The organism is Pseudomonas sp. B21-054, assembly GCF_026016345.1.
In the GTDB taxonomy this organism is placed as follows: domain Bacteria; phylum Pseudomonadota; class Gammaproteobacteria; order Pseudomonadales; family Pseudomonadaceae; genus Aquipseudomonas.
In genome coordinates, this window is sequence record NZ_CP087204.1 from 6,104,582 (window position 1) to 6,125,029 (window position 20,448).

Annotated in this window: 16 protein-coding genes; 10 read left to right on the top strand and 6 right to left on the bottom strand. The window is 63.3% G+C overall.

Annotation, left to right across the window (positions count from 1 at the left end):
• Positions 1–50 precede the first annotated feature (50 nt).
• The 5 genes from LOY70_RS26510 to LOY70_RS26530 all read left to right on the top strand — a co-directional run bounded on the left by LOY70_RS26510 (position 51) and on the right by LOY70_RS26530 (position 4,211).
• Positions 51–632, top strand: coding sequence for a DUF2796 domain-containing protein (locus tag LOY70_RS26510; protein ID WP_265030922.1), 582 nt, complete (start codon positions 51–53; stop codon positions 630–632).
• A gap of 134 nt (positions 633–766) precedes the next feature.
• On the top strand, positions 767–1,477 hold the full coding sequence (locus LOY70_RS26515) for an ABC transporter ATP-binding protein (RefSeq protein ID WP_265030924.1): 711 nt from the start codon (positions 767–769) through the stop codon (positions 1,475–1,477).
• Between the two features lies 1 nt (position 1,478).
• Positions 1,479–2,744 (top strand): ABC transporter permease, encoded by a 1,266-nt coding sequence (locus LOY70_RS26520; protein ID WP_265030926.1) that lies wholly within the window; start codon positions 1,479–1,481, stop codon positions 2,742–2,744.
• An 11-nt stretch (positions 2,745–2,755) separates the two neighbouring features.
• Positions 2,756–3,274 (top strand): DUF3299 domain-containing protein, encoded by a 519-nt coding sequence (locus tag LOY70_RS26525; RefSeq protein WP_025215734.1) that lies wholly within the window; start codon positions 2,756–2,758, stop codon positions 3,272–3,274.
• 238 nt (positions 3,275–3,512) lie between these two features.
• Positions 3,513–4,211 (top strand): OmpW/AlkL family protein, encoded by a 699-nt coding sequence (locus tag LOY70_RS26530; protein WP_265030929.1) that lies wholly within the window; start codon positions 3,513–3,515, stop codon positions 4,209–4,211.
• Positions 4,212–4,347: 136 nt separating this feature from the next.
• Here the strand turns inward: LOY70_RS26530 and LOY70_RS26535 are convergent, their stop codons facing one another.
• Complete coding sequence (locus tag LOY70_RS26535; protein ID WP_265030931.1) at positions 4,348–5,277, bottom strand: NAD-dependent epimerase/dehydratase family protein; 930 nt, start codon at positions 5,275–5,277, stop codon at positions 4,348–4,350.
• Positions 5,270–6,154, bottom strand: a complete 885-nt coding sequence (locus LOY70_RS26540) for a sugar nucleotide-binding protein (protein ID WP_123344007.1) — start codon at positions 6,152–6,154, stop codon at positions 5,270–5,272. Before LOY70_RS26540 ends, LOY70_RS26535 begins: the two co-directional genes overlap by 8 nt.
• A gap of 341 nt (positions 6,155–6,495) precedes the next feature.
• Here LOY70_RS26540 and LOY70_RS26545 point away from each other — a divergent pair, with 341 nt between their 5' ends.
• Positions 6,496–10,809, top strand: a complete 4,314-nt coding sequence (locus tag LOY70_RS26545) for a DEAD/DEAH box helicase (RefSeq protein WP_265030934.1) — start codon at positions 6,496–6,498, stop codon at positions 10,807–10,809.
• A gap of 126 nt (positions 10,810–10,935) precedes the next feature.
• Here the strand turns inward: LOY70_RS26545 and LOY70_RS26550 are convergent, their stop codons facing one another.
• Positions 10,936–13,023, bottom strand: a complete 2,088-nt coding sequence (locus LOY70_RS26550; RefSeq protein WP_265030936.1) for a mechanosensitive ion channel family protein — start codon at positions 13,021–13,023, stop codon at positions 10,936–10,938.
• A 326-nt stretch (positions 13,024–13,349) separates the two neighbouring features.
• On the opposite strand from LOY70_RS26550, the gene LOY70_RS26555 reads away from it, so the two are divergent.
• Genes LOY70_RS26555 through LOY70_RS26570 form a run of 4 tightly spaced genes read left to right on the top strand, consistent with a single transcriptional unit; the run spans position 13,350 to position 17,371 of the window.
• Positions 13,350–14,276, top strand: coding sequence for a DUF72 domain-containing protein (locus LOY70_RS26555; RefSeq protein WP_265030938.1), 927 nt, complete (start codon positions 13,350–13,352; stop codon positions 14,274–14,276).
• Positions 14,273–15,085, top strand: coding sequence for an endonuclease/exonuclease/phosphatase family protein (locus LOY70_RS26560; RefSeq protein ID WP_265030940.1), 813 nt, complete (start codon positions 14,273–14,275; stop codon positions 15,083–15,085). The genes LOY70_RS26555 and LOY70_RS26560 overlap by 4 nt, the downstream gene beginning before the upstream one ends.
• Positions 15,082–16,380, top strand: coding sequence for a cardiolipin synthase ClsB (clsB, locus tag LOY70_RS26565; RefSeq protein WP_413776621.1), 1,299 nt, complete (start codon positions 15,082–15,084; stop codon positions 16,378–16,380). The genes LOY70_RS26560 and clsB overlap by 4 nt, the downstream gene beginning before the upstream one ends.
• Positions 16,367–17,371: a lysylphosphatidylglycerol synthase domain-containing protein gene (locus LOY70_RS26570; protein ID WP_123344012.1), complete on the top strand. Its 1,005-nt coding sequence runs from the start codon at positions 16,367–16,369 to the stop codon at positions 17,369–17,371. The genes clsB and LOY70_RS26570 overlap by 14 nt, the downstream gene beginning before the upstream one ends.
• A 23-nt stretch (positions 17,372–17,394) precedes the next feature.
• Here the strand turns inward: LOY70_RS26570 and LOY70_RS26575 are convergent, their stop codons facing one another.
• The 3 genes from LOY70_RS26575 to LOY70_RS26585 all read right to left on the bottom strand — a co-directional run bounded on the left by LOY70_RS26575 (position 17,395) and on the right by LOY70_RS26585 (position 20,438).
• Complete coding sequence (locus LOY70_RS26575; protein WP_123344013.1) at positions 17,395–18,153, bottom strand: alpha/beta hydrolase family protein; 759 nt, start codon at positions 18,151–18,153, stop codon at positions 17,395–17,397.
• Positions 18,143–19,252: a DUF3182 family protein gene (locus LOY70_RS26580; RefSeq protein ID WP_265030943.1), complete on the bottom strand. Its 1,110-nt coding sequence runs from the start codon at positions 19,250–19,252 to the stop codon at positions 18,143–18,145. Before LOY70_RS26580 ends, LOY70_RS26575 begins: the two co-directional genes overlap by 11 nt.
• 190 nt (positions 19,253–19,442) lie before the next feature.
• On the bottom strand, positions 19,443–20,438 hold the full coding sequence (locus LOY70_RS26585) for a GlxA family transcriptional regulator (RefSeq protein ID WP_265030945.1): 996 nt from the start codon (positions 20,436–20,438) through the stop codon (positions 19,443–19,445).
• Between the last annotated feature and the right edge of the window lie 10 nt (positions 20,439–20,448).

A 20,448-nucleotide genomic window follows, 5' to 3' on the forward strand; every position in this document is an offset into this window, starting at 1 on the left:
CTTTCGTTATAAGATTACATAACACAACTTGTACTTCCTGGAGACTCGTCATGCGTCGTCTGCTTCTCGCCCTGCCGTTTGCCCTGTTGCCCTTGGCTGTCGCTCATGCGGCCGTCGAGCATGACCACGACCATGAACACGGCAGCCTCGGCGCCCATGAACACGGCGTTGCTCGACTGAACGCTGCACTGGACGGCCAGACCCTGGAGCTGGAACTGGAAAGCCCGGCGATGAACCTGGTGGGCTTCGAACACGCCGCCACCAGCGATGCCGACAAAGCCAAGGTCGCCGCCGCCCGTGCCCAACTGGAAAAACCCCTGGCACTGTTCAACCTGCCAACCACCGCCAAATGCACCGTGGCCCAACAGGAACTGGAAAGCCCGTTGTTTGGCGATGAACCGGACCACGAAGACCACGATGAAGACGCCGATGGCGACGAACACCACGAACACAGTGAGATCCATGCCCACTATCAATTCACCTGCGCCGTGCCTGGCGCCTTGAAGAACCTGGACTTGGCGACACTGTTCAAAACCTTCCCGGCCACCCAGAAAATTCAGGTACAACTGATCAGCCCGAGCGGCCAGCAAGGTGTGGAAGTGACGGCCAAGGCGCCAGCCCTGAAATTCTGACTCACCGCAAAACCCATGTGGGAGCGAGCTTGCTCGCGATGAGGCCGGCACATTCAATACAGATGCAGCCTGACACACCGCCATCGCGAGCAAGCCCGCTCCCACAGGGTTCACCTTGATCTGACCGGTTTCATATGACCCAAGCACTCATCGAATTGTCCGACCTGGGCTTCAGCTGGCCCGGGCATCCACCGCTGCTGGATATACCGGCGTTTCGCCTGGAAGCCGGCGAAACCTTGTTTCTCAAGGGCCCCAGCGGCAGTGGCAAGACCACGCTGCTGGGGTTGCTGGGCGGTGTGCAGACGCCGGATCGCGGCAGCATCCGCCTGCTCGGCCAAGAACTCAGCGAACTGGGCGCCGGCAGTCGCGACCGGTTTCGCGTGGATCACACCGGCTACATCTTCCAGCAATTCAACCTGCTGCCGTTTCTCTCGGTGCGCGAGAACGTCGAGCTGCCTTGTCACTTTTCCAAGCTGCGTGCACAACGGGCCGTGCAGCGCCATGGCAGTGTCGACCAGGCCGCCGCCACGCTGCTGGCTCACCTGGGTTTGACCGATCCAAACCTGCTGGAGCGCCGCGCCGACTCGCTGTCCATCGGCCAACAGCAACGGGTTGCCGCCGCCCGGGCGTTGATCGGCCAGCCGGAACTGGTGATCGCCGACGAGCCAACTTCGGCCCTGGATTACGATGCCCGGGAAAACTTCCTGCGGCTGTTGTTCGCCGAATGCCGCGAGGCCGGGTCGAGCCTGTTGTTCGTCAGCCACGACCAGAGCCTGGCGCCGCTGTTCGACCGCCACCTCTCGCTGGCCGATCTCAATCGCGCCGCCACGCCACTCGAGGTCTGAGATGTATTTGTTCCGTCTAGCCATGGCCAGCCTGGCGAACCGCCGCTTCACCGCGATCCTCACCGCTTTCGCCATCGCCCTTTCGGTGTGCCTGCTGCTGGCGGTGGAACGGGTGCGCACCGAGGCGCGGGCCAGTTTCGCCAGCACCATCAGCGGCACCGACCTGATCGTCGGTGCCCGCTCCGGCTCGGTGAACCTGCTGCTGTATTCGGTATTTCGCATCGGCAACGCCACCAACAACATCCGCTGGGACAGCTTCGAACACTTCGCCAGCAATCCGAAAGTGAAGTGGGCAATTCCCATGTCCTTGGGCGATTCCCATCGTGGCTACCGGGTGATGGGCACCACCGAGGCCTACTTCGAGCATTACCAGTACGGCCGCCAGCAACATCTGGAACTGGCCGATGGCCGGGCCTTCGCCAGCGATCCGTTCGAAGTGGTGCTCGGTGCCGAAGTGGCCGAGGCGCTGCACTACAAGCTCGGCGACAAACTGGTGCTGGCCCACGGCGTGGCCGTGGTCAGCCTGGTCAAGCACGACGACAAGCCCTTCACCGTGGTCGGGATTCTCAAGCGCACCGGCACCCCGGTGGACCGCACGCTGCACATCAGCCTCGGCGGCATGGAGGCGATCCACATCGACTGGAAAAACGGTGTACCCGCCCAGGGCAACGGCCGCATCAGCGCCGAGCAGGCCCGTAACATGGACCTCACGCCCCAAGCGATCACCGCGTTCATGCTCGGCCTCAACAACAAGATCTCCACGTTTGCCTTGCAACGCGAGATCAACGAGTTCCGCGGCGAACCGTTGCTGGCGATCCTGCCCGGCGTGGCGCTGCAGGAGTTGTGGAGCCTGATGGGCACGGCGGAAAAAGCCCTGTTCGTGATTTCGCTGTTCGTGGTGCTGACGGGCTTGATCGGCATGCTCACGGCGATCCTCACCAGCCTCAACGAGCGCCGTCGGGAGATGGCAATCCTGCGTTCGGTGGGCGCGCGGCCGTGGCACATCGCGACCCTGCTGGTGCTCGAAGCCTTTGCCCTGGCGCTGGCCGGGGTCAGCGCCGGGCTGGCGTTGCTGTACATCGGCATCGCCGCCGCCCAGGGTTATGTGCAGTCGGCCTATGGTTTGTATCTGCCGCTGAGCTGGCCGAGCGAATATGAATGGACGCTCATGGCTGGCATCCTGCTCGCTGCCCTGCTGATGGGCAGCGTGCCGGCCTGGCGCGCCTATCGCCAATCGCTGGCCGATGGCCTGTCGATCCGTTTATGAGGACCGTGAAAATGCCCCGCGCCCTGCTTGCGCTGTTGATGATGGTCGCCCTGCCGCTGTGGGCGGCCGAGCCGAGGGACCTGGCCTGGTCGGAGATGATCCCGCCGGACGCGCCGCCGGAAGTGCCGAACATGACCCCGCTGCACGACTTGTCAAAGATGAGCGATGCCCTCGCCGCCGAATCCGCCCCGGCGGCCAAGCAGGATTTGCCTAACGCGCCGGTGGTCAAAGCCCTCGACGGCCAGCAGATTCGTCTGCCGGGCTACATCGTGCCGCTGGAAGTCAGCGAGGAAGGTCGCACCACGGACTTTTTGCTGGTGCCGTATTTCGGCGCCTGCATCCACGTGCCGCCACCGCCGTCGAATCAGATCGTGCATGTGAAAAGTGAGGTCGGCGTGAAGCTCGACGAGTTGTACCAGCCGTATTGGGTCGAGGGGCCGATGCAGGTCAAGCCGTCCACCAGTGAACTGGCCGACGCCGGGTATCAGATGGAGGCGCAGAAGATTTATGTGTATGAGCTGCCGGAGTGAATCCGGTAGTGATGTGCAGTCAGTCAGATAGCTATCGCGAGCAAGCTCGCACAGTTGATCGAGTTTCTCCGCAATGTGGGAGCGAGCTTGCTCGCGATGGGGCCGTCAAGTCTTGCTCATCAGCATTTTATTGAGCTGAGTCAATTAATCGGCCAAGACTCATTGAGCTGTGTCAAAAGACCGGGCCAGACGGCTCCGTACCATGGGACATCAATTTGAAATGTCCTCTGGAGCCCCCATGCACAAGTCCTTGCTCAGCGCTTCCCTCGTTGCCCTCGCGCTCGCCGCCCCGCTCGCCCAGGCCCACACGGCTGGCGATATCATCGTTCGCGCCGGCGCCATTACCGTCAATCCAGAAGCCGACAGTTCCAGCGTCAATGTCGACCGTGGCCCGCTGGCCGGTGCCGATCTGGGCGGCAAGGCGACCATGAGCAGCGACACGCAACTGGGCCTGAACTTCGCCTACATGATCACCAACAACCTGGGCATCGAACTGCTGGCAGCCTCGCCGTTCGAGCACGATGTGAAGATCAAAGGCACCGCCTTGGGCGCGGCCAACAACAAGCTCGGCACCCTTAAGCACCTACCGCCGACCTTGAGCCTGGTCTACTACCCGCTCGACGCCAAGTCGGCGTTCCAGCCCTATGTCGGCGCCGGCATCAACTACACCTGGATCTACGACGAACACGTCGGCAGCGAAGCCAGCGCCAACGGCTTCAGCAACTTTCGCGCGAGCAACAGCTGGGGCATGGCGTGGCAAGTGGGCGCCGACTACATGCTGACCGACAACGTGATGATCAACGGCCAGATTCGCTACATCGACATCGACACCACCGCTTATGTCGACAACAACGCCGTGGCCGGCGGGACCCGGGCCAAGGTGAATGTCGATGTGGATCCGTTCATCTACATGGTGGGGTTGGGCTACAAGTTCTAAGTCGAACTTAAAGGTACGAACATCCCTGTGGGAGCGAGCTTGCTCGCGATGACGGTGGATCAGCCAGCAATGATGTTGACTGACCCAGCGCTATCGCGAGCAAGCTCGCTCCCACAGTTTTTGGGCGGTGGAAAACTCAGCGGCCCAACAGCCGCGCCAATCCCACACTCATCGGCGTTTGCGGGGGAAAGCTAAAGCGCTGCAACAACCGATGGTTGTCAGCCCGGGAGTGGCGGATATCGCCGGAACGTGCCGGGCCATAGCTGATCGGCGGCAGGTCACCGACCACCGCGGCCAGGGCCTGGAGCATCTGCTTGAGGGTCGTGGCCTGGTTCCAGCCGACATTCACTGCCCCCACTTCCACCGCAGGCTTTTCGATGGCTTGCACCAGCAAGTCCACCAGGTCTTCGACGTAGACAAAATCCCGGGTCTGCTCGCCGTCGCCGAACACGGTGATCGGCAGGCCTTTCTGCGCCCGTTCGCTGAAGATGCTGATGACCCCGGAATACGGCGAGGACGGATCCTGGCGCGGGCCGTAGATGTTGAAGAAGCGGAACACCACCGGCTCCAGCGCGTGCTGGCGGCGATAGAAGTCGAAGTAGAATTCGCTGGCCAGCTTGTCCGAGGCATAGGGCGTGAGCGGCGCCTTGGGGGTTTCTTCGTCGATGGACTCGCCTTCGCCATTGTTGCCGTAGACCGCTGCGCTGGAAGCGAACAGCACCCGCTTCACACCAGCCTGGCGCATGGCTTCGCAGACATTCAGGGTGCCGATGAAGTTGCTCTGGTGCGTGCGCACCGGGTCGTCCACCGAGGCTTGTACCGAAGCCACGGCGGCCAGGTGCGCCACGGCGCTGCAACCGGCCATGGCCCGGGCCACCAGCGCGGCATCGGCGACGTCGCCTTCGATCAACTCGACATCAGGGTTATCCAGCGGCAGGTTGCCGCGCTTGCCGGTGGAGAGGTCATCGAGGATGCGTACCGAATGTCCCTTGGCAAGCAAAGCGTCGGTCAGGTGCGAGCCAATGAAACCCGCACCGCCGGTGATTAAAACAGGGCCTTCAGCCATGGCGATAAAACCTATCCAGTAAACCCGGGAGGGCGGCGCGCCAGGCGCGCGGCTTGATCCCGAAGGTGTGCAATATTTTCTTGCAGGCCAGCACCGCGTGTTGCGGTTCTTCCGCGGCGTCCGGCCGTGCGGCGTGAGCCTGGGGCGTGGGTGACTCGACCGCCAGGGGATGCAGGGCGCGGGCTTCGGTGAGGATCGCCTGGCCCAGCGCCAGCGGCGTGGTCGCCTCGTGTCCGGCGTAATGATAGGTGCCCCACAGCGGAGCGGCGCAATCGAGTTGCTTGAGCACCGAGATGATCACCCGTGCCGCATCGTCCACCGGCGTCGGATTACCCCGACGGTCATCGGCCAGCAGCAGCTCTTCGGGTTGTTCGGCCCGGGCCAGGAAACGTCCAAGGATGCCATCGACGCTGTCGTCCAGCAGCCAGCCGAAACGCAGCAGCACATGCTGCGGGCAGGTGGCGCGCACGCTTTGCTCGATCCGCCACAACGCCTGGCCACGCAAGCCCAGGGGCACGGGTTCGTCCTTTTCGCTGTAGGCGGTGGCACGGGAACCGTCGAACACGCGATAGCTCGACGGTTGCAGCAAGACGATGTTGTGATGCTGGCACAGCTCGGCCAGGCGCTCGACAGCACGCTCCTGGCCGGCCAGGCGCTGCTCGCTGACGGTCTCGGCCTGAAACCAGTCGAAGTAGTACGCCAGGTTGATCAAGGCGTCCGGGCGGGTGTCGTCGAGCAGCTGCGTCAGGCTCGCGGCATCCCAACCGTCTTCGGGTGGGCGGGGGGCAAGAAAACCGATGTCTTCTTCTGCACCGAGGCGAATCAGCGCCTGCCCAAGGGCATTTCCGCCGCCCAGTAACATAAGGCGCATTCGCATAAAGTCAGCAGGCCCAGTCTATTGGCACAATAATTTGGTCGATAACGCCCGCAGGCGTTGTCGGAATCGTTGCATTTTGCGGGTTTAGTGCGCAACCGTCATCCGTAAAGTGTGGATCGCCAGGTTTGAGCGTCTTACAAGGCTGGTCGCTGACTTGTGGCGAGGGGATTTATCCCCGCTGGGCTGCGCAGCAGCCCCTTTAATTGCCACCAGGGGTGGGTCAGATATATCCCATTTGCTTGTTTGGGGCTGCTTCGCAGCCCAGCGGGGATAAATCCCCTCGCCACAGGCACAGTATCAGTACTTGCATCCTCCCCTCCTCGCCCGCATAAACTGATCTTATGAATCTGCCTCTTGCAGCCGACCACGCCATGGCAGGCTTTCACCCCGCCGTTCGCGCCTGGTTCAGCCAGACCTTCCCGGCGGTCACGGCCGCCCAGGCCCAGGCGTGGCCATTAATCGGCCAGCGTCGTTCGACCCTGGTGGCCGCGCCCACCGGTTCGGGCAAGACCCTGACCGCGTTTCTCGCCGTGCTCGATGACCTGGTGCACCGCGGCCTGGAACAGGGCGGCCTGCCGGACCAGACCCTGGTGGTCTATGTCTCGCCGCTCAAGGCGCTGAGCAACGACATCCAGATCAACCTGCAAAACCCGCTGGCCGGCATCACCGAACAGCTGCGACACATGCACCTGCCGCCCCTGCACATCACCACCGCCGTGCGCACCGGCGACACGCCGCAGAAAGAACGCACGGCGATGCGCAAGACTGCACCGCACATCCTGGTGACCACCCCCGAATCGCTCTACGTGCTGCTCGGTTCCGACTCCGGCCGGCAGATGCTCGCCAGCACCCGCACAGTAATCGTCGACGAAATCCACGCGATTGCCGCCAGCAAACGTGGCAGCCACCTGGCCTTGAGCCTGGAGCGCTTGCAGGCGCTGTGTGCCGAACCACTGATGCGCATTGGCCTGTCGGCCACCCAAAAGCCCATCGAAGCGGTGTCGCGCTTCCTCGTGGGCCATGGGCGCACCTGTGACATCGTCGACATCGGCCACGCCCGCCCCCGGGACCTGGACATCGAAGTGCCGCCGGTGCCGCTCTCGGCGGTGATGGCCAACGATGTCTGGGAGCTGGTCTACAACCGCCTCGCCGAGCTGGCCCGGGGACATCGCACCACCCTGGTGTTCGTCAACACCCGCCGCCTGGCCGAACGCCTGAGCCGTCATCTGAGCGAGCGCCTGGGCAAGGACGCCGTGGCGGCCCATCACGGCAGCCTGGCCAAGGAATTTCGCCTCGACGCCGAGCAACGTCTCAAGCACGGCGACTTGCAGGTGCTGATCGCCACCGCCTCCCTGGAACTGGGTATCGATATCGGCGATGTCGACCTGGTGTGCCAGATCGCCTCGCCCCGTTCGATCTCGGCGTTTCTACAAAGAGTTGGTCGCTCGGGCCACCAGGTCGGCGGCACGCCCAAGGGACGCCTGTTCGCCACCACCCGCGACGATTTGATCGAGTGCGCCGCCCTCCTCGACTGCGTGCGCCGTGGCGAGCTGGATATTTTGCACATCCCCAAGGCACCCCTGGACGTATTGGCCCAGCAGATCGTCGCCGAGGTCAGTTGCCAGGAATGGCAGGAACAGGCACTGCTGGAAACCTTGCGCCGCGCATCGCCCTACGCGGAACTGGACGAAGGGCATTACCAGGCGCTGTTGCAGATGCTCGCCGAAGGCCTCAACGGTCGCCAGGGTGTACGCAGTGCCTACCTGCACCGGGACGCCGTGACCCGTACCTTGCGCGGGCGCCGGGGCAGCAAGCTGACGGCGGTGACCAGCGGCGGCACCATCCCGGACAACGCCGACTACAGCGTGCTGCTCGAACCCCAAGGGCTGAACATCGGCAGCGTCAACGAAGACTTCGCGGTGGAGAGCATTGCCGGCGATGTGTTCCAACTGGGCAATACCTCCTACCGCATCATCCGCGTCGAGACCGGTCGTGTGCGGGTCGAGGACGCCCAGGGCCAACCGCCGACCATTCCGTTCTGGCTCGGCGAAGCCCCGGGGCGCAGCGACGAATTGTCTTTGGCCGTGGCGCGCCTGCAAGCCCAGCTCGATCAATTGCTCGGCGCCACGCCGGGTAATCTGCAACCGGCCCTGGATTGGCTGACCGGCACCTTGCAACTGAACCTGGCCAGCGCCGAGCAATTGGTGGATTACCTGGCCCCGGCGCGCTTGGCCTTCGGCGCCCTGCCGTCCCAGGACACCCTGTTGATGGAGCGCTTTTTCGATGAATCCGGCGGCACGCAACTGATCATCCACACGCCTTTGGGCAGCCGCATCAACCGCGCCTGGGGCCTGGCCTTGCGCAAGCGCTTCTGCCGCACCTTCAATTTCGAACTGCAAGCGGCCGCCAGCGAGGACGCCATCGTGCTGTCGCTGTCCACCAGCCACAGCTTCGAGCTGGACGAGGTTTGGCGCTACCTGAACAGCCACAGCGCCGAACAGATCCTGGTCCAGGCGGTGCTGGATGCGCCGCTGTTCGGTGTGCGCTGGCGCTGGAACGCCGGTGTGGCCCTGGCGTTGCCGCGCTACACCGGCGGGCGCAAAGTCGCCCCGCAGATCCAGCGGATGAAAAGCGAAGACCTGATCGCCAGCGTGTTTCCCGACCAGATCGCCTGCCTGGAAAACCTGGCCGGCGAGCGGGAGATTCCCGACCACCCGCTGGTGGAACAGACCCTCGACGATTGCCTGCACGAGGCCATGGACAGCGAAGGCTGGCTGGCGCTGTTGCGGCGCATGGAAGCCGGCGAGATTCGCCTGATCAGCCGCGACCTGCCGGCGCCCTCGCCCCTGGCGGCAGAAATCCTCAGCGCCCGGCCCTACACCTTTCTCGACGACGCGCCGCTGGAAGAACGGCGCACCCAGGCGGTGCTCAACCGGCGTTGGAGCGATCCACAGTCCACCGATGATCTGGGCGCGCTGGATGCCGAGGCCATCCAATCGGTCCGGGACGAAGCCTGGCCGAACCCCACTAATCTCGATGAAATGCACGAAGCATTGATGAGCCTGGCCTGTATCGCCGACAGCGAGGCCAGCGCCCACGCGTCGTGGCCGGATTGGTTGCAGGCGTTGGCCGCGGGCGGTCGCGCCAGCCATGTGCAGATCAGCGCCGAACGTGGCCTGTGGGTGGCGCTGGAGCGGCTGACCTGCCTGCAAGCGGTTTATCCACAGGCCCAATGGCAGCCACCGCTGACGCCCCTGGCCGGTTTCGATGATGCCTGGGTTGGCGACGAAGCCGTGGTAGAGCTACTCCGCGCCCGGCTCAGCGCCTTTGGCCCGCTGCCGTTGAAAGCCATCGCCTACCCGCTGGGACTGTCGACACCGCAAGTCACCCAGGCCCTGGCGTTGCTTGAGCAGCAGGGTTATGTGCTGCGTGGCCGTTTCACGCCGGGCACCGGCCAGGAGGAATGGTGCGAGCGGCATTTGTTGGCGCGCATCCATCGCTACACCGTCAAGCGCCTGCGCCGGGAAATCGAACCGGTGATGCTGCAGGATTTCATGCGTTTCCTGTTCGACTGGCAGCATCTGTCGCCGTCCAACCAAGGCCGGGGCAGCGCCGTGCTGCCTTCGATCATCAGCCAGTTCGAAGGCTACCCGGCCGCCGCCTCGGCCTGGGACAGTGACTTGCTGCCAGCGCGGATAAAGGACTATTCGCCGAGTTGGCTCGATGAGCTGTGTCGCAGCGGCAAGCTGGTGTGGACGCGTTTGAGTGCTCGTCAGAAGCTCTCGGCCAGTGCCCTGCGCAGCACGCCGGTGGTGTTGCTGCCGCGCAGCCAGGTCGCGCTGTGGAGCAGCCTGGCCGAGCAAACCCCGGTCAGCGATCTGTCGCCCAAGACGCAGAAAGTCCATCAAGCCCTCAGCGAGCACGGCGCACTGTTTTTTGACGAACTGCTGCACGAAGCCCACCTGTTGCGCAGCGAACTGGAAATCGCCTTGCAGGAACTGGTGGGCGCCGGGTTGGTGAACGCCGACAGCTTCGCCGGCCTGCGCGCGCTGATCACCCCCGCCAGCAAACGCCAGGCCCGCAGCAGTCGACGCGGGCGCGGGGCGTTTGTCGGCGGCATGGACGACGCCGGGCGCTGGGCCTTGCTGCGCCGCAGTGGGCCCGCGCCCGTGGAAGGCAACCGATCCGCGCCAACACCGCCCGAGACACTGGAACATATAGCCATGACCCTGCTGCGCCGTTACGGCGTGGTGTTCTGGCGCCTGCTGGAACGGGAGGCCGATTGGCTGCCGAGCTGGCGCGAGTTACTGCGCACCTTTCATCGGCTGGAGGCGCGGGGCGAAATTCGGGGCGGGCGGTTCGTCAGCGGGCTGGCGGGCGAACAATTCGCCCTGCCCGAAGCGATTCCGTTGCTGCGCGAAACCCGTCGCCGCCCTACCGACGGCAGTCTGGTGGCGGTGTGCGGCGTCGACCCGCTGAACCTGGCCGGCACCCTGCTGCCGGGGGCGAAAGTGCCGGCGCTGGCGAGTAATCGGCTGGTGTATCGCGATGGGTTGCCGGTGGCGGCGCAGATTGCCGGCAAGCAGCATCTTTGGATGGAGTTGGATGCTCAAGGGATGGCTGAGGTCCGGAACAAGCTTGTTCAGAAAGGTTGAGGGTGTCTGGGCGGGCCCTATCGCGAGCAAGCTCGCTCCCACAGGGGTTGTACATTCACCACAAACCTACTGTGGGAGCGAGCTTGCTCGCGATGGCGCCGGCAGCCCCACCACAAACCTCACCCACTACCGAGATGGATCAGGCACCTCTTCCCCCTCTTTCTTCTCCTCAACCAACCGCTTGGGCAACATCACCTGCTGTGGATAAGTCTGCGCAAAGTGCACCGCCGGATGGTTATCCACAAGCTTCTTCAAACGCTGGTTGAACGCCCGGCTCACCGCATACTGCCCACCCGACACCGTGCGAAACTGCGCCGTGAGCACCACACCGTTGAGGTCCATCTTGTCCACGCCGAACACATCCAGCGGTCCTTGCAGGTTGAACTTGAGGAACGGGTCTTCGGAGATCGAGCGCCCGGCTTCGCGAATCAGCTCGATGGCCTGGTCCACGTCGGTGTCGTAGGTGAACTGCACGGAGAAGAACGCAAAGGCAAATTGCCGGGACTGGTTGGTCACGGCCTTGATCTGGCCGAACGGCACCGAGTGCACGAAGCCCTTGCCGTCGCGCAGGCGCAAGGTGCGGATGGTCAGGCCTTCGACGGTGCCGGCATGGCCGGAGTCGAGCACCACCCAGTCGCCGATGGACAGCGTGTCCTCGATGATGATGAACAGCCCGGTGATCACGTCCTGCACCAATTGCTGCGAACCGAAACCGATCGCCAGCCCCACCACCCCGGCACCGGCCAGCAACGGCGCGACGTTGATGCCCAGGTTGGCCATGGTGGTGATCGCGCAAATCACCACCAGGATGATTTTTGCCGCGTTGCGCAGCAGCGGCAGGATGGTCTTGATCCGCGTGCTGGGCTGGCGGGCCCCGCGCTTGTTCAGCGGTGGTTTCAAGGCTTCCTGGATCGCCGTGTCGAGCACCACCCAGGTCAGCCAGGTCATCAGGAAGATCAGGCCGATGCGGCTCAAGGAATCACTGATCGCCCGGCCTATGGCATTGCGCGAGGCAAACTCGAACAGCGAAATCCCCCAGATCCGCCCGAGAATTTCAATGAACGCCACCGCCATGACGATCCGCAACAATGCATGCAGCAAGCTCAACAGGCGGCCTTTATAGGCGCTGTTACGCTGGATGGCCTCGGCCTTGGGCGACTTGAAGATGTGCTGGAACACCGTGCTGAGGAACACCATCGCAATCAGCAGGATCGTAGTGAACAACGCGCAGCGCAGGGCTTTCTGGTTGTCTTCGCCAACGCCAATCAGGCTCACCGCCGACACCAGCACCATCAGCAGGATCGGCCAGTACCAGAGCCCGGAAAAAATCCGCAGCGACTCTTGCAAAGCCGGCTGCTTCAAGCGCTGGGCCAGTGGCCGGTTGCGGATCAGGTGCGCCACCGGCCGGCGCAGGCGAATCACCAGCCAGCCGAAGATCACCGAGGCGAACAAGCCGGTGAATACCGCGATGCTGCTGGTGATATTGCCACCCAGTTGCCGGGCGATCTGCGGGCTGGTCAGGGCGTCGCTGAGGGCGGCGAGAAAGCCGATCATGAACAGCGGCCTGGGGCTCACGCGACGAATCATCGCCACCGCCCGGCGTTTGTGACCGGCGTTGAACATCACGATCACGCACAGCAGCACTGACGTGGAGAAAATACCGCTGCTGGTGGCGTAGGCGAAACACAGCGCCAGGGCGCGCCCCACCGAGACTTGCAGGAAATGGCTGACGTACAGGGTCAGCGGCAGGCAGACCAACGCCGGTACGGTATAGGGCAGCAGGTAACCGAGCAGGTCCCGGACCCGCTGGCGGGTGAGCAGCCAACGCCGACGCCCCAGCTGTCGCACCAGCAGCCGGGCCGCCGTCCAGATCAGCGCAAAGGCTCCGATCCAGACGCCGGACAGCAAGAGGAAATCCCCCGCTACGCGCCAGGATGAACGGGAAGTCTGGTCCACCAGCCGGTCCACCTCATCCGCCGCCCGATCCGCCCGCAGGCGCCAGGCGTCCACCAGGCTCTGGTTGAGGTCGAGTTTGTCCTGGACGTCGTCGATGCTCGAACTGATGGCGCCCAATAAACCACCCTGCACCAGCGGCTCGGGTTCGGCGGGGGCTTCACTGGGTTTCGAGGTGCCGGGGATAGCGGCGGTCCCGTGGGCGTCCGTGCCGGTCAACGCCAACAAAACCAGCAACAATGCGGTACTCAATCGAGACAAAACGCGAGGCTCCTTCACACAGGTTCGGTAAGGAACTGATCAATATTGCGCCGGCAAGTTCGCTCGCAAGGCCAATCCTCCCCTGTGGCGAGGGGATTTATCCCCGCTGGACTGCGAAGCAGTCCCGGAAACCGTCACCTCGGTGGGTCAAATTCACCTGATGTGCTTGTTGGGGGGGCTGCTGCGCAGCCCAGCGGGGATAAATCCCCTCGCCACAGTACTTCACCGTCTACTCCACCGCCGGTAAGCCCATCGAAACTTTCTACGCCCCCCGGCAGTCATCACAAAACAGAGGCTGCACGAGGTCATTGGCACGGGAGGGACACATGACGGCGATCCACATTGGCATTTCCGGTTGGCGTTACACGCCTTGGCGAGGGGACTTCTACCCCAAGGGGCTGACCCAGAAACGGGAATTGCAATTTGCTTCGCGAGCGGTCAACAGCATCGAAATCAATGGATCGTTCTACGCCCTGCAACGCCCCGAACGGTATGCCCAGTGGTACGCCGAGACGCCGCCCGGCTTTGTGTTCAGTGTCAAGGCGCCGCGTTTCATCACCCACATCAAGCGCCTGCGGGACATCCGCAAGCCGCTGGCCAATTTCTTCGCCTCCGGCGTGCTGGAGCTCAAGGAGAAATTGGGCGCCATCCTCTGGCAGTTCCCGCCCAGCTTCAAATTCGACCCCGAACTGTTCGAAGACTTTCTCAAGCAACTGCCCCACGACACCGAAGACGCTGCCGCCCTGGCCGGCGAGCACGAACCGCGCATGGACGGCCACGTCAGCACCAAGACCGATAAAAAACGCCCACTGCGCCACGCCGTCGAAATCCGCCATGAAAGTTTCATCGACCCGCACTTCATCACCTTGCTCAAACGCTACGACATTGCCCTGGTGATCGCCGACACCGCCGGCAAGTGGCCCTATCGCGAAGACGTCACCAGTGATTTCGTCTACCTGCGCCTGCACGGCGCCGAGGAGCTGTACGCCAGCGGCTACACCGACGAAGCCTTGAAACGCTGGGGTGACCGGATCCAGGCCTGGAGCCAAGGCAAGCAGCCCGCCGACGCCCATCTGATCGACCCGAAAAAGAAACCCCGGGCGCGCAAGAGCCGGGAAGTGTTCTGCTATTTCGACAACGACATCAAAGTCCGCGCACCCTATGACGCGCGCCACTTACTGGAGCGCTTCGACCTGGACAAGGACCTCGCCACCACACCCGGTGAGCGCCCGGCCGAGGGAGTATTGCCATGAGCATTCCAGAATCCACCGAAGCGACCCACGATCCGACCCAGCACCTGGCCCAGGACGTCGAGCCGATCAACCGTTTCACCGTGCTGACGGTCAACACCCATAAGGGCTTCACCGCCCTGAACCGGCGTTTCATCCTGCCGGAACTGCGCGAAGCGGTGCGCAGCGTGTCCGCCGACGTGGTGTTTTTGCAGGAAGTGCACGGCACCCACGAACACCACCCCCAGCGCTACAACAACTGGCCAAGCATGCCCCAATACGAGTTCCTCGCCGACAGCCTCTGGCCGCAGTTCGCCTACGGGCGCAATGCGGTCTACCCGGCAGGCGACCATGGCAATGCGCTGTTGTCGAAATTCCAGATCATCCGCCACGACAACCTGGACGTGTCCATCAGCGGCCATGAAAACCGCGGCATGCTCCACAGCGTGCTGCGTTTGCCGGGTGGCGACGGGTTGCACATCCATGCCATTTGCGTGCACCTGGGATTGCGCGAAGGTCATCGCGTCGAGCAATTGAAACTGCTTTGCCAGCGCTTGAGCGAGCTGCCGCCCGAGGCGCCAGTGATCGTCGCCGGGGACTTCAACGACTGGCGCGGCAAGGCCAGTGAGCTGCTCGAACCCTGTGGCCTGCGGGAAGTGTTCGCCGAGCAGTTGGGCAAGCCGGCCCGCAGCTTCCCGGCGCGCCTGCCGATCCTGCGCCTGGACCGCATCTACGTGCGCAACCTCAAGGCCCATCACCCCAAAGTGCTGAGCGTACGTCCCTGGTCGCACCTGTCCGACCATGCACCGCTGTCGGTGGAGATCGAATTATGAGCGCGACAATGAACAAGGCGACGGTCGAACAGATCGAGGTTCCACCCACCGAGCGCAACCCGGCGCTGGCCGATATCGAATACGGCTGGCACGGCAATAACCGCGTCACGCTGCTGGAAAACGGCGAGGAATATTTCCCCCGGGTTTTCGAAGCCATTCGCCGCGCCGAGAGCGAAATTCTCCTGGAAACCTTCATCCTGTTCGAGGACAAGGTCGGCAATGAACTGCGGGATCTGCTGGTGGATGCCGCCCGGCGCGGCGTGCGCATCACCGTCAGCCTCGACGGCTTTGGCTGCGGTGAGCTGACCACCGAGTTTCTGGCGTCGCTGAGCGAGGCCGGCGTGCGCCTGCAAATGTTCGATCCCGCCCCCCGGCGCCTGGGGATCCGAACCAACTGGTTCCGCCGCCTGCACCGCAAGATCGTGGTGGTGGACGGGGTGATTGCGTTTATCGGCGGGATCAACTTTTCCGCCGATCACCTGGGCGATTTCGGCCCCGAGGCCAAGCAGGATTATTCCGTAGAGATCAAAGGCCCGGCGGTGGTGGATATCCATCACTTCGCGCTGTTGCAGAGCGGCCGGCCTGCCCGGGCCAAATACTGGTGGCAACGGCGTCGCAATCGGCGCAACGAGTTGGCCTTCAACGATCATGACGGCCAGGTGCGCCTGGTCTATCGCGACAACCACGAGCATCAGACCGACATCGAAGAGGTCTACCTGCAAGTACTGCGCAGCGCCCAGCGGCGGGTGGTGATCGCCAATGCCTACTTCTTCCCGGGCTATCGGTTGCTGCGGGAAATCCGGAATGCGGCGCGGCGTGGCGTGGAGGTGCGGCTGATCCTGCAGGGCCAGCCGGACATGATGATCGCCAAGCTCGCGGCGCGGATGCTTTACGACTACCTGCTCAAGGCCGGCGTGGTGATCTACGAATACTGCGAGCGACCGTTGCACGGCAAAGTCGCGCTGGTGGATGAGGATTGGAGCACTGTTGGCTCAAGCAACCTCGACCCTTTGAGCCTGTCCCTGAACCTGGAAGCCAACGTGCTGATCCGCGACCGCGGGTTCAACCGCGAACTGTTCCAGCGCCTCGATCATCTGAGCCGCAATCACTGCACCGTCATGCCCGAGAATCACGCCCCCCGGGGCCTGTTGTGGCGCATGACCATCGGTTTCATGGTGTTCCACTTCCTGCGCCACTTTCCGGCCTGGGCCGGCTGGCTGCCGGCCCATAAACCGCGTCTGAAACCTTTTTCGCCGCCGACGGCGGTTCGGAGCGAACCCCATGAACCACTCTGAAGCGCACACCGCGCCGAGAGACGCCCACGGGCCGGAGCAGGCCAAACCGGCGTCACGCTGGAGCCGCTGGAAAAGACCGCTGACCCTGGCCTTCTTCCTGCTGCTGATCGTGCTGTTCACGACCCTGGCCCGACGCATCGACTGGTCGGAAGTGTTCGCCACCCTGGCGGACTTCAAGGTGCGCACCTTGATCATCGCCGCGGCGTTGACCATCACCAGTTTCATTACTTATGCCTGTTTCGACCTGATCGGCCGCACCTATATCCGGCAGAAACTGGGTTGGCGACAAATCTTGCCGGTGGGGGTGATCAGCTACGCCTTCAACCTCAACCTCAGCGCCTGGGTCGGCGGCATCGCCATGCGCTATCGGCTGTATTCGCGACTGGGGGTCAGCACCGGCAACATCGCCAAGATCCTCGGCTTGAGCCTGGCCACCAACTGGTTCGGCTACATGACCCTGGCCGGCGTGGTGTTCAGCAGCGGCCTGGTGACGATGCCGCCGGGCTGGAAACTGAGCAGCGATGCGCTGCAAGGCGTGGGCGCGCTCTTGCTCTTGGCGAGCGCCGGTTACCTGGTGGCCTGTCGGTTCTCCAAGCGGCGGGCCTGGACGATTCGCGGCATGGAAATCAACCTGCCGTCGCTGCGCATGGCTGTGCTGCAACTGGCATTGGGAGCGCTGAACTGGTCGCTGATGGCCGCAGTGATTTTCACCTTATTACCCAGCAAGCTGGATTATCCGGTGGTGCTCGGTGTGTTGCTGATCAGCAGCATTGCCGGGGTCATTACCCACATTCCGGCGGGGCTCGGGGTGCTGGAGGCGGTGTTTATCGCGCTGTTGCAGCATGAGGTGTCGCGGGGCAGCCTGTTGGCGGGGCTGATTGCGTACCGGGCGATCTACTTCATCTTGCCGTTGCTGATCACGGTGGTGATGTATCTGGTGATCGAGGCGAAGGCCAAGGCGCTGCGGGTCAAGCCAGGGCTCAAGCGATAGGGCCCGCACCAACACCACAAAAATCAGCGCTCCTGGATAATGCTCAACCGCTCTCCCACCACCATTTCCGTGATCCAGTCCACTAGGATCGAGGTGTAGGCCTGTTGTGATACAGGGTCGCTCAGGGCATGGTCGGCGCCGTCAATGATCCGGTGGGTCAACGAATGGGTCTGCTGGCAGGCGGCTCGATAGCTCATGATGGTGGCATGGGGGACGTGATCGTCGGTCTCCGACTCCACCAGCAGCACGTCACCGGTGAACTGCGAACAGGCATGCAAAGCGCGGTTGGTGTCGGCGTGCACCAGGGTGCTGCGATAATCCAGCAGGTCACTCTTGTCCAGGTCGCGCTTGGGCGTGTGCCACTGCTCGTCGCGGTACAGCGCCGGAACCCGCAAGGCCAACCAGCGCACAGGCCGCAGCGATGTCAGAATCGAGGCCAGGTAACCGCCATAACTGGTGCCCACCACGGCAATCGCCGAAGTGTCCAGGGCCGGGTGCGCGAGCAGCCGGTCGTAGGCCGCCAGCAGATCCCGCAAGTTGTCCTCCCGCGTCACCCGTGACAGCGGAATACCTGCCCCGCCGGTGTGCCCGCGCAAGTCAAAGGTCAAACACACACAGCCCAAGCCGGCGATGCCTTTGGCCCGTTCCAGGTCACGCTCCTGACTGCCGCCCCAACCGTGCACGAACAACACGCCGGGCACCTTCGACTTGGGACTCAGGAACGTCCCGTTCATCTGTTCATCGTCGATCTTGATCTGAATGGTTTCGCTTCTAGCCGTCATAGGATTGAACCGTTACGTATTTAAGAAGGAAGCCTCCATTGTGCGCCTCGCCGCGATACACCTCGGTGGCTCCGGGGGGCAGCGGCTGGTCGATGTAGGTTTCCACCGAGGACACGCGAACCGCGCTGGTCGCTGGGTCCTCGACGAACACCTGCAACGCCGCCAGCTCCGCACTGCTGGCCCCGCCCATGCGCCACGACTGCTCCAGCACGCCGCCCCGGGGCTGGCCGGCGGCATCGAGGCCCTGGGCAATGTCGTAATTGCGCCGCGAGGCGAAGAAGCCCGGGTAGGCCTGGTTGGCGGCGTCATCAAACACCTGGGCCAGGCGCACCGCTTCACGCACGTCGTCGGGCAGCTCGAGCCTGAGCAATTCGATGTAGCCGCCCTGCACCACCAGCAGATCCGAGCCGCCGTAGACTTCCAGGCCTTCGCTGTCGCGAGTCAGGTGTTGCACGCCGCAATAGCTGAGGACCTTGCCGTTGATGAAGCTCTGGCCGACGCTCTGGGTCTGGACCTCACTGAGGTTCTGTTCCAGCACCACCCCGTCGCGAAACAGCGCCTGGGCATCGGGCTCGGCAACGATTTCGTCAAACTGCGCCAAGCTCTTGATCACTCGCTGGTCGCGCCCGGCACAGGCATGCACAGGCTTGAGGCGGATCGCTCCCGAGTAAAGCAAATGCTCGGCGGCCGGACGTGCGTCCTTGAGTGCGAAGACACTCACGCCATCGAGCACTGCGCCTCGGGTGAGCTTGGCAAACAATGGCGACCAGCCTTTGGGCGCCACGGCATCCTTATTCAACAGACCGTGGGTAATCGCCTTGGTGCAGATAAAATCATGCTCGACATAACCGCCCCATAAATCCTCCGGGCCCTTGATACCCAAGCGCAACGCGGCCTCGGCGCCGATCAGGGTTTGCGTAGGCACCAGATACACATCACGCCCGGTATGTTGTTGGGCGTCATAACTGCCGCCGTACTCAAAGCCCAGAATCTGCGCCAGCCAACGGGCCAGTGCGCGATTGGTTTCGACTTCATGGAGCGGTGCGTGAGGGTTGACCGAGTGGGCCACTACCGTTTTGTTGCGATCGACTGACGTCATGCGATGCCCTTTTACCTGTGCTCGATGGCGGTAGATAGAGGGGTGCAGAGATCAGGCCAACGGTGGATCCAGCCGGGAGGAGCAGGGAAACGGGCATATCGGAGGGAGTTGATAGCACCTGGCCTGTTTCATTCTGCACGACCTGCGGCCGTCATCCCGCAAATTGCACGATGAGCTGACAAGTGTCGCCTCAGCTCTTTGAAACGGCCGGCGGACTCACCCCAAACTTCGCCCGATAATCACTCGGCGCCAACCCGGTGATCTTCTTGAATGTTGCTCGAAAAGCGCTGGGGTCTTGATAGCCAACCGTCCAGGCGATGTGGTCAATGGTGCCATTGGTGAACTCCAGCATTTCCCGAGCCTTGCCGACGCGCAGGTGCTGGCAGTATTCGGTGGGCTTGAGCCCGGTGGCGGCGCGAAACCGGCGCAGGAAGGTGCGCTCTTCCAGACCAGCGCGTTCAGCCATCGCACCGAGGGATACGTCTACCGCGCCGCTGCTCTGCAACCAATGCTGGACCTTGAGAATCGCCGCATCACCATGTCCGAGGATGGGGGCAAAGTTACTGCCGCACTGGCTCGCGCTGTCGCTGTGTTCAATCACCATAAATTGCGCGGTGCGCGTGGCGATGCTGGGCCCGAGCAGGCGGTCCACCAGGCGCAATCCCAGTTCCGACCAAGCCATCAGCCCGGCGGTGGTGATCAGGTCACCATCGTCGACAATCGGTTTGTCGGCGTTGAGCTTGATCTTCGGGTAACGGGCGGCGAAATCCTTGGCCGAGGTCCAATGAGTGGTGGCGCTGCGACCGTCGAGCAAGCCGCTTTCCGCCAGCAGAATCGAGCCTACACACACCCCGCCCAATACCGTACCGCCGGCATGCTGGGCCCGCAGCCAATCCATCAGCGCCCGGGAAATCTGGCCCTCACTGAAGCCGGCGAGGGACGGCGGAATCAGCAACGCAACCAGCTTACCCGCCGGGCCGGGATCACTGTCGAACACCCGTTGCGGCGCCGCATCACCCGCTGCTTGCCAGTGGCTCACCCGCAGCTGTGGCAATTGCGCGCTGGCCTGCTCGGCGGCGATCCGCTGCGCCACCGCAAACAGATCGGTCAAGCCGTGTACCGCCGCCAATTGCGCGCCGGGATAAATCAGCACCCCAAGCTCCGCGATTGCCCTTTGCTGCGTCATTGTCAGTTTT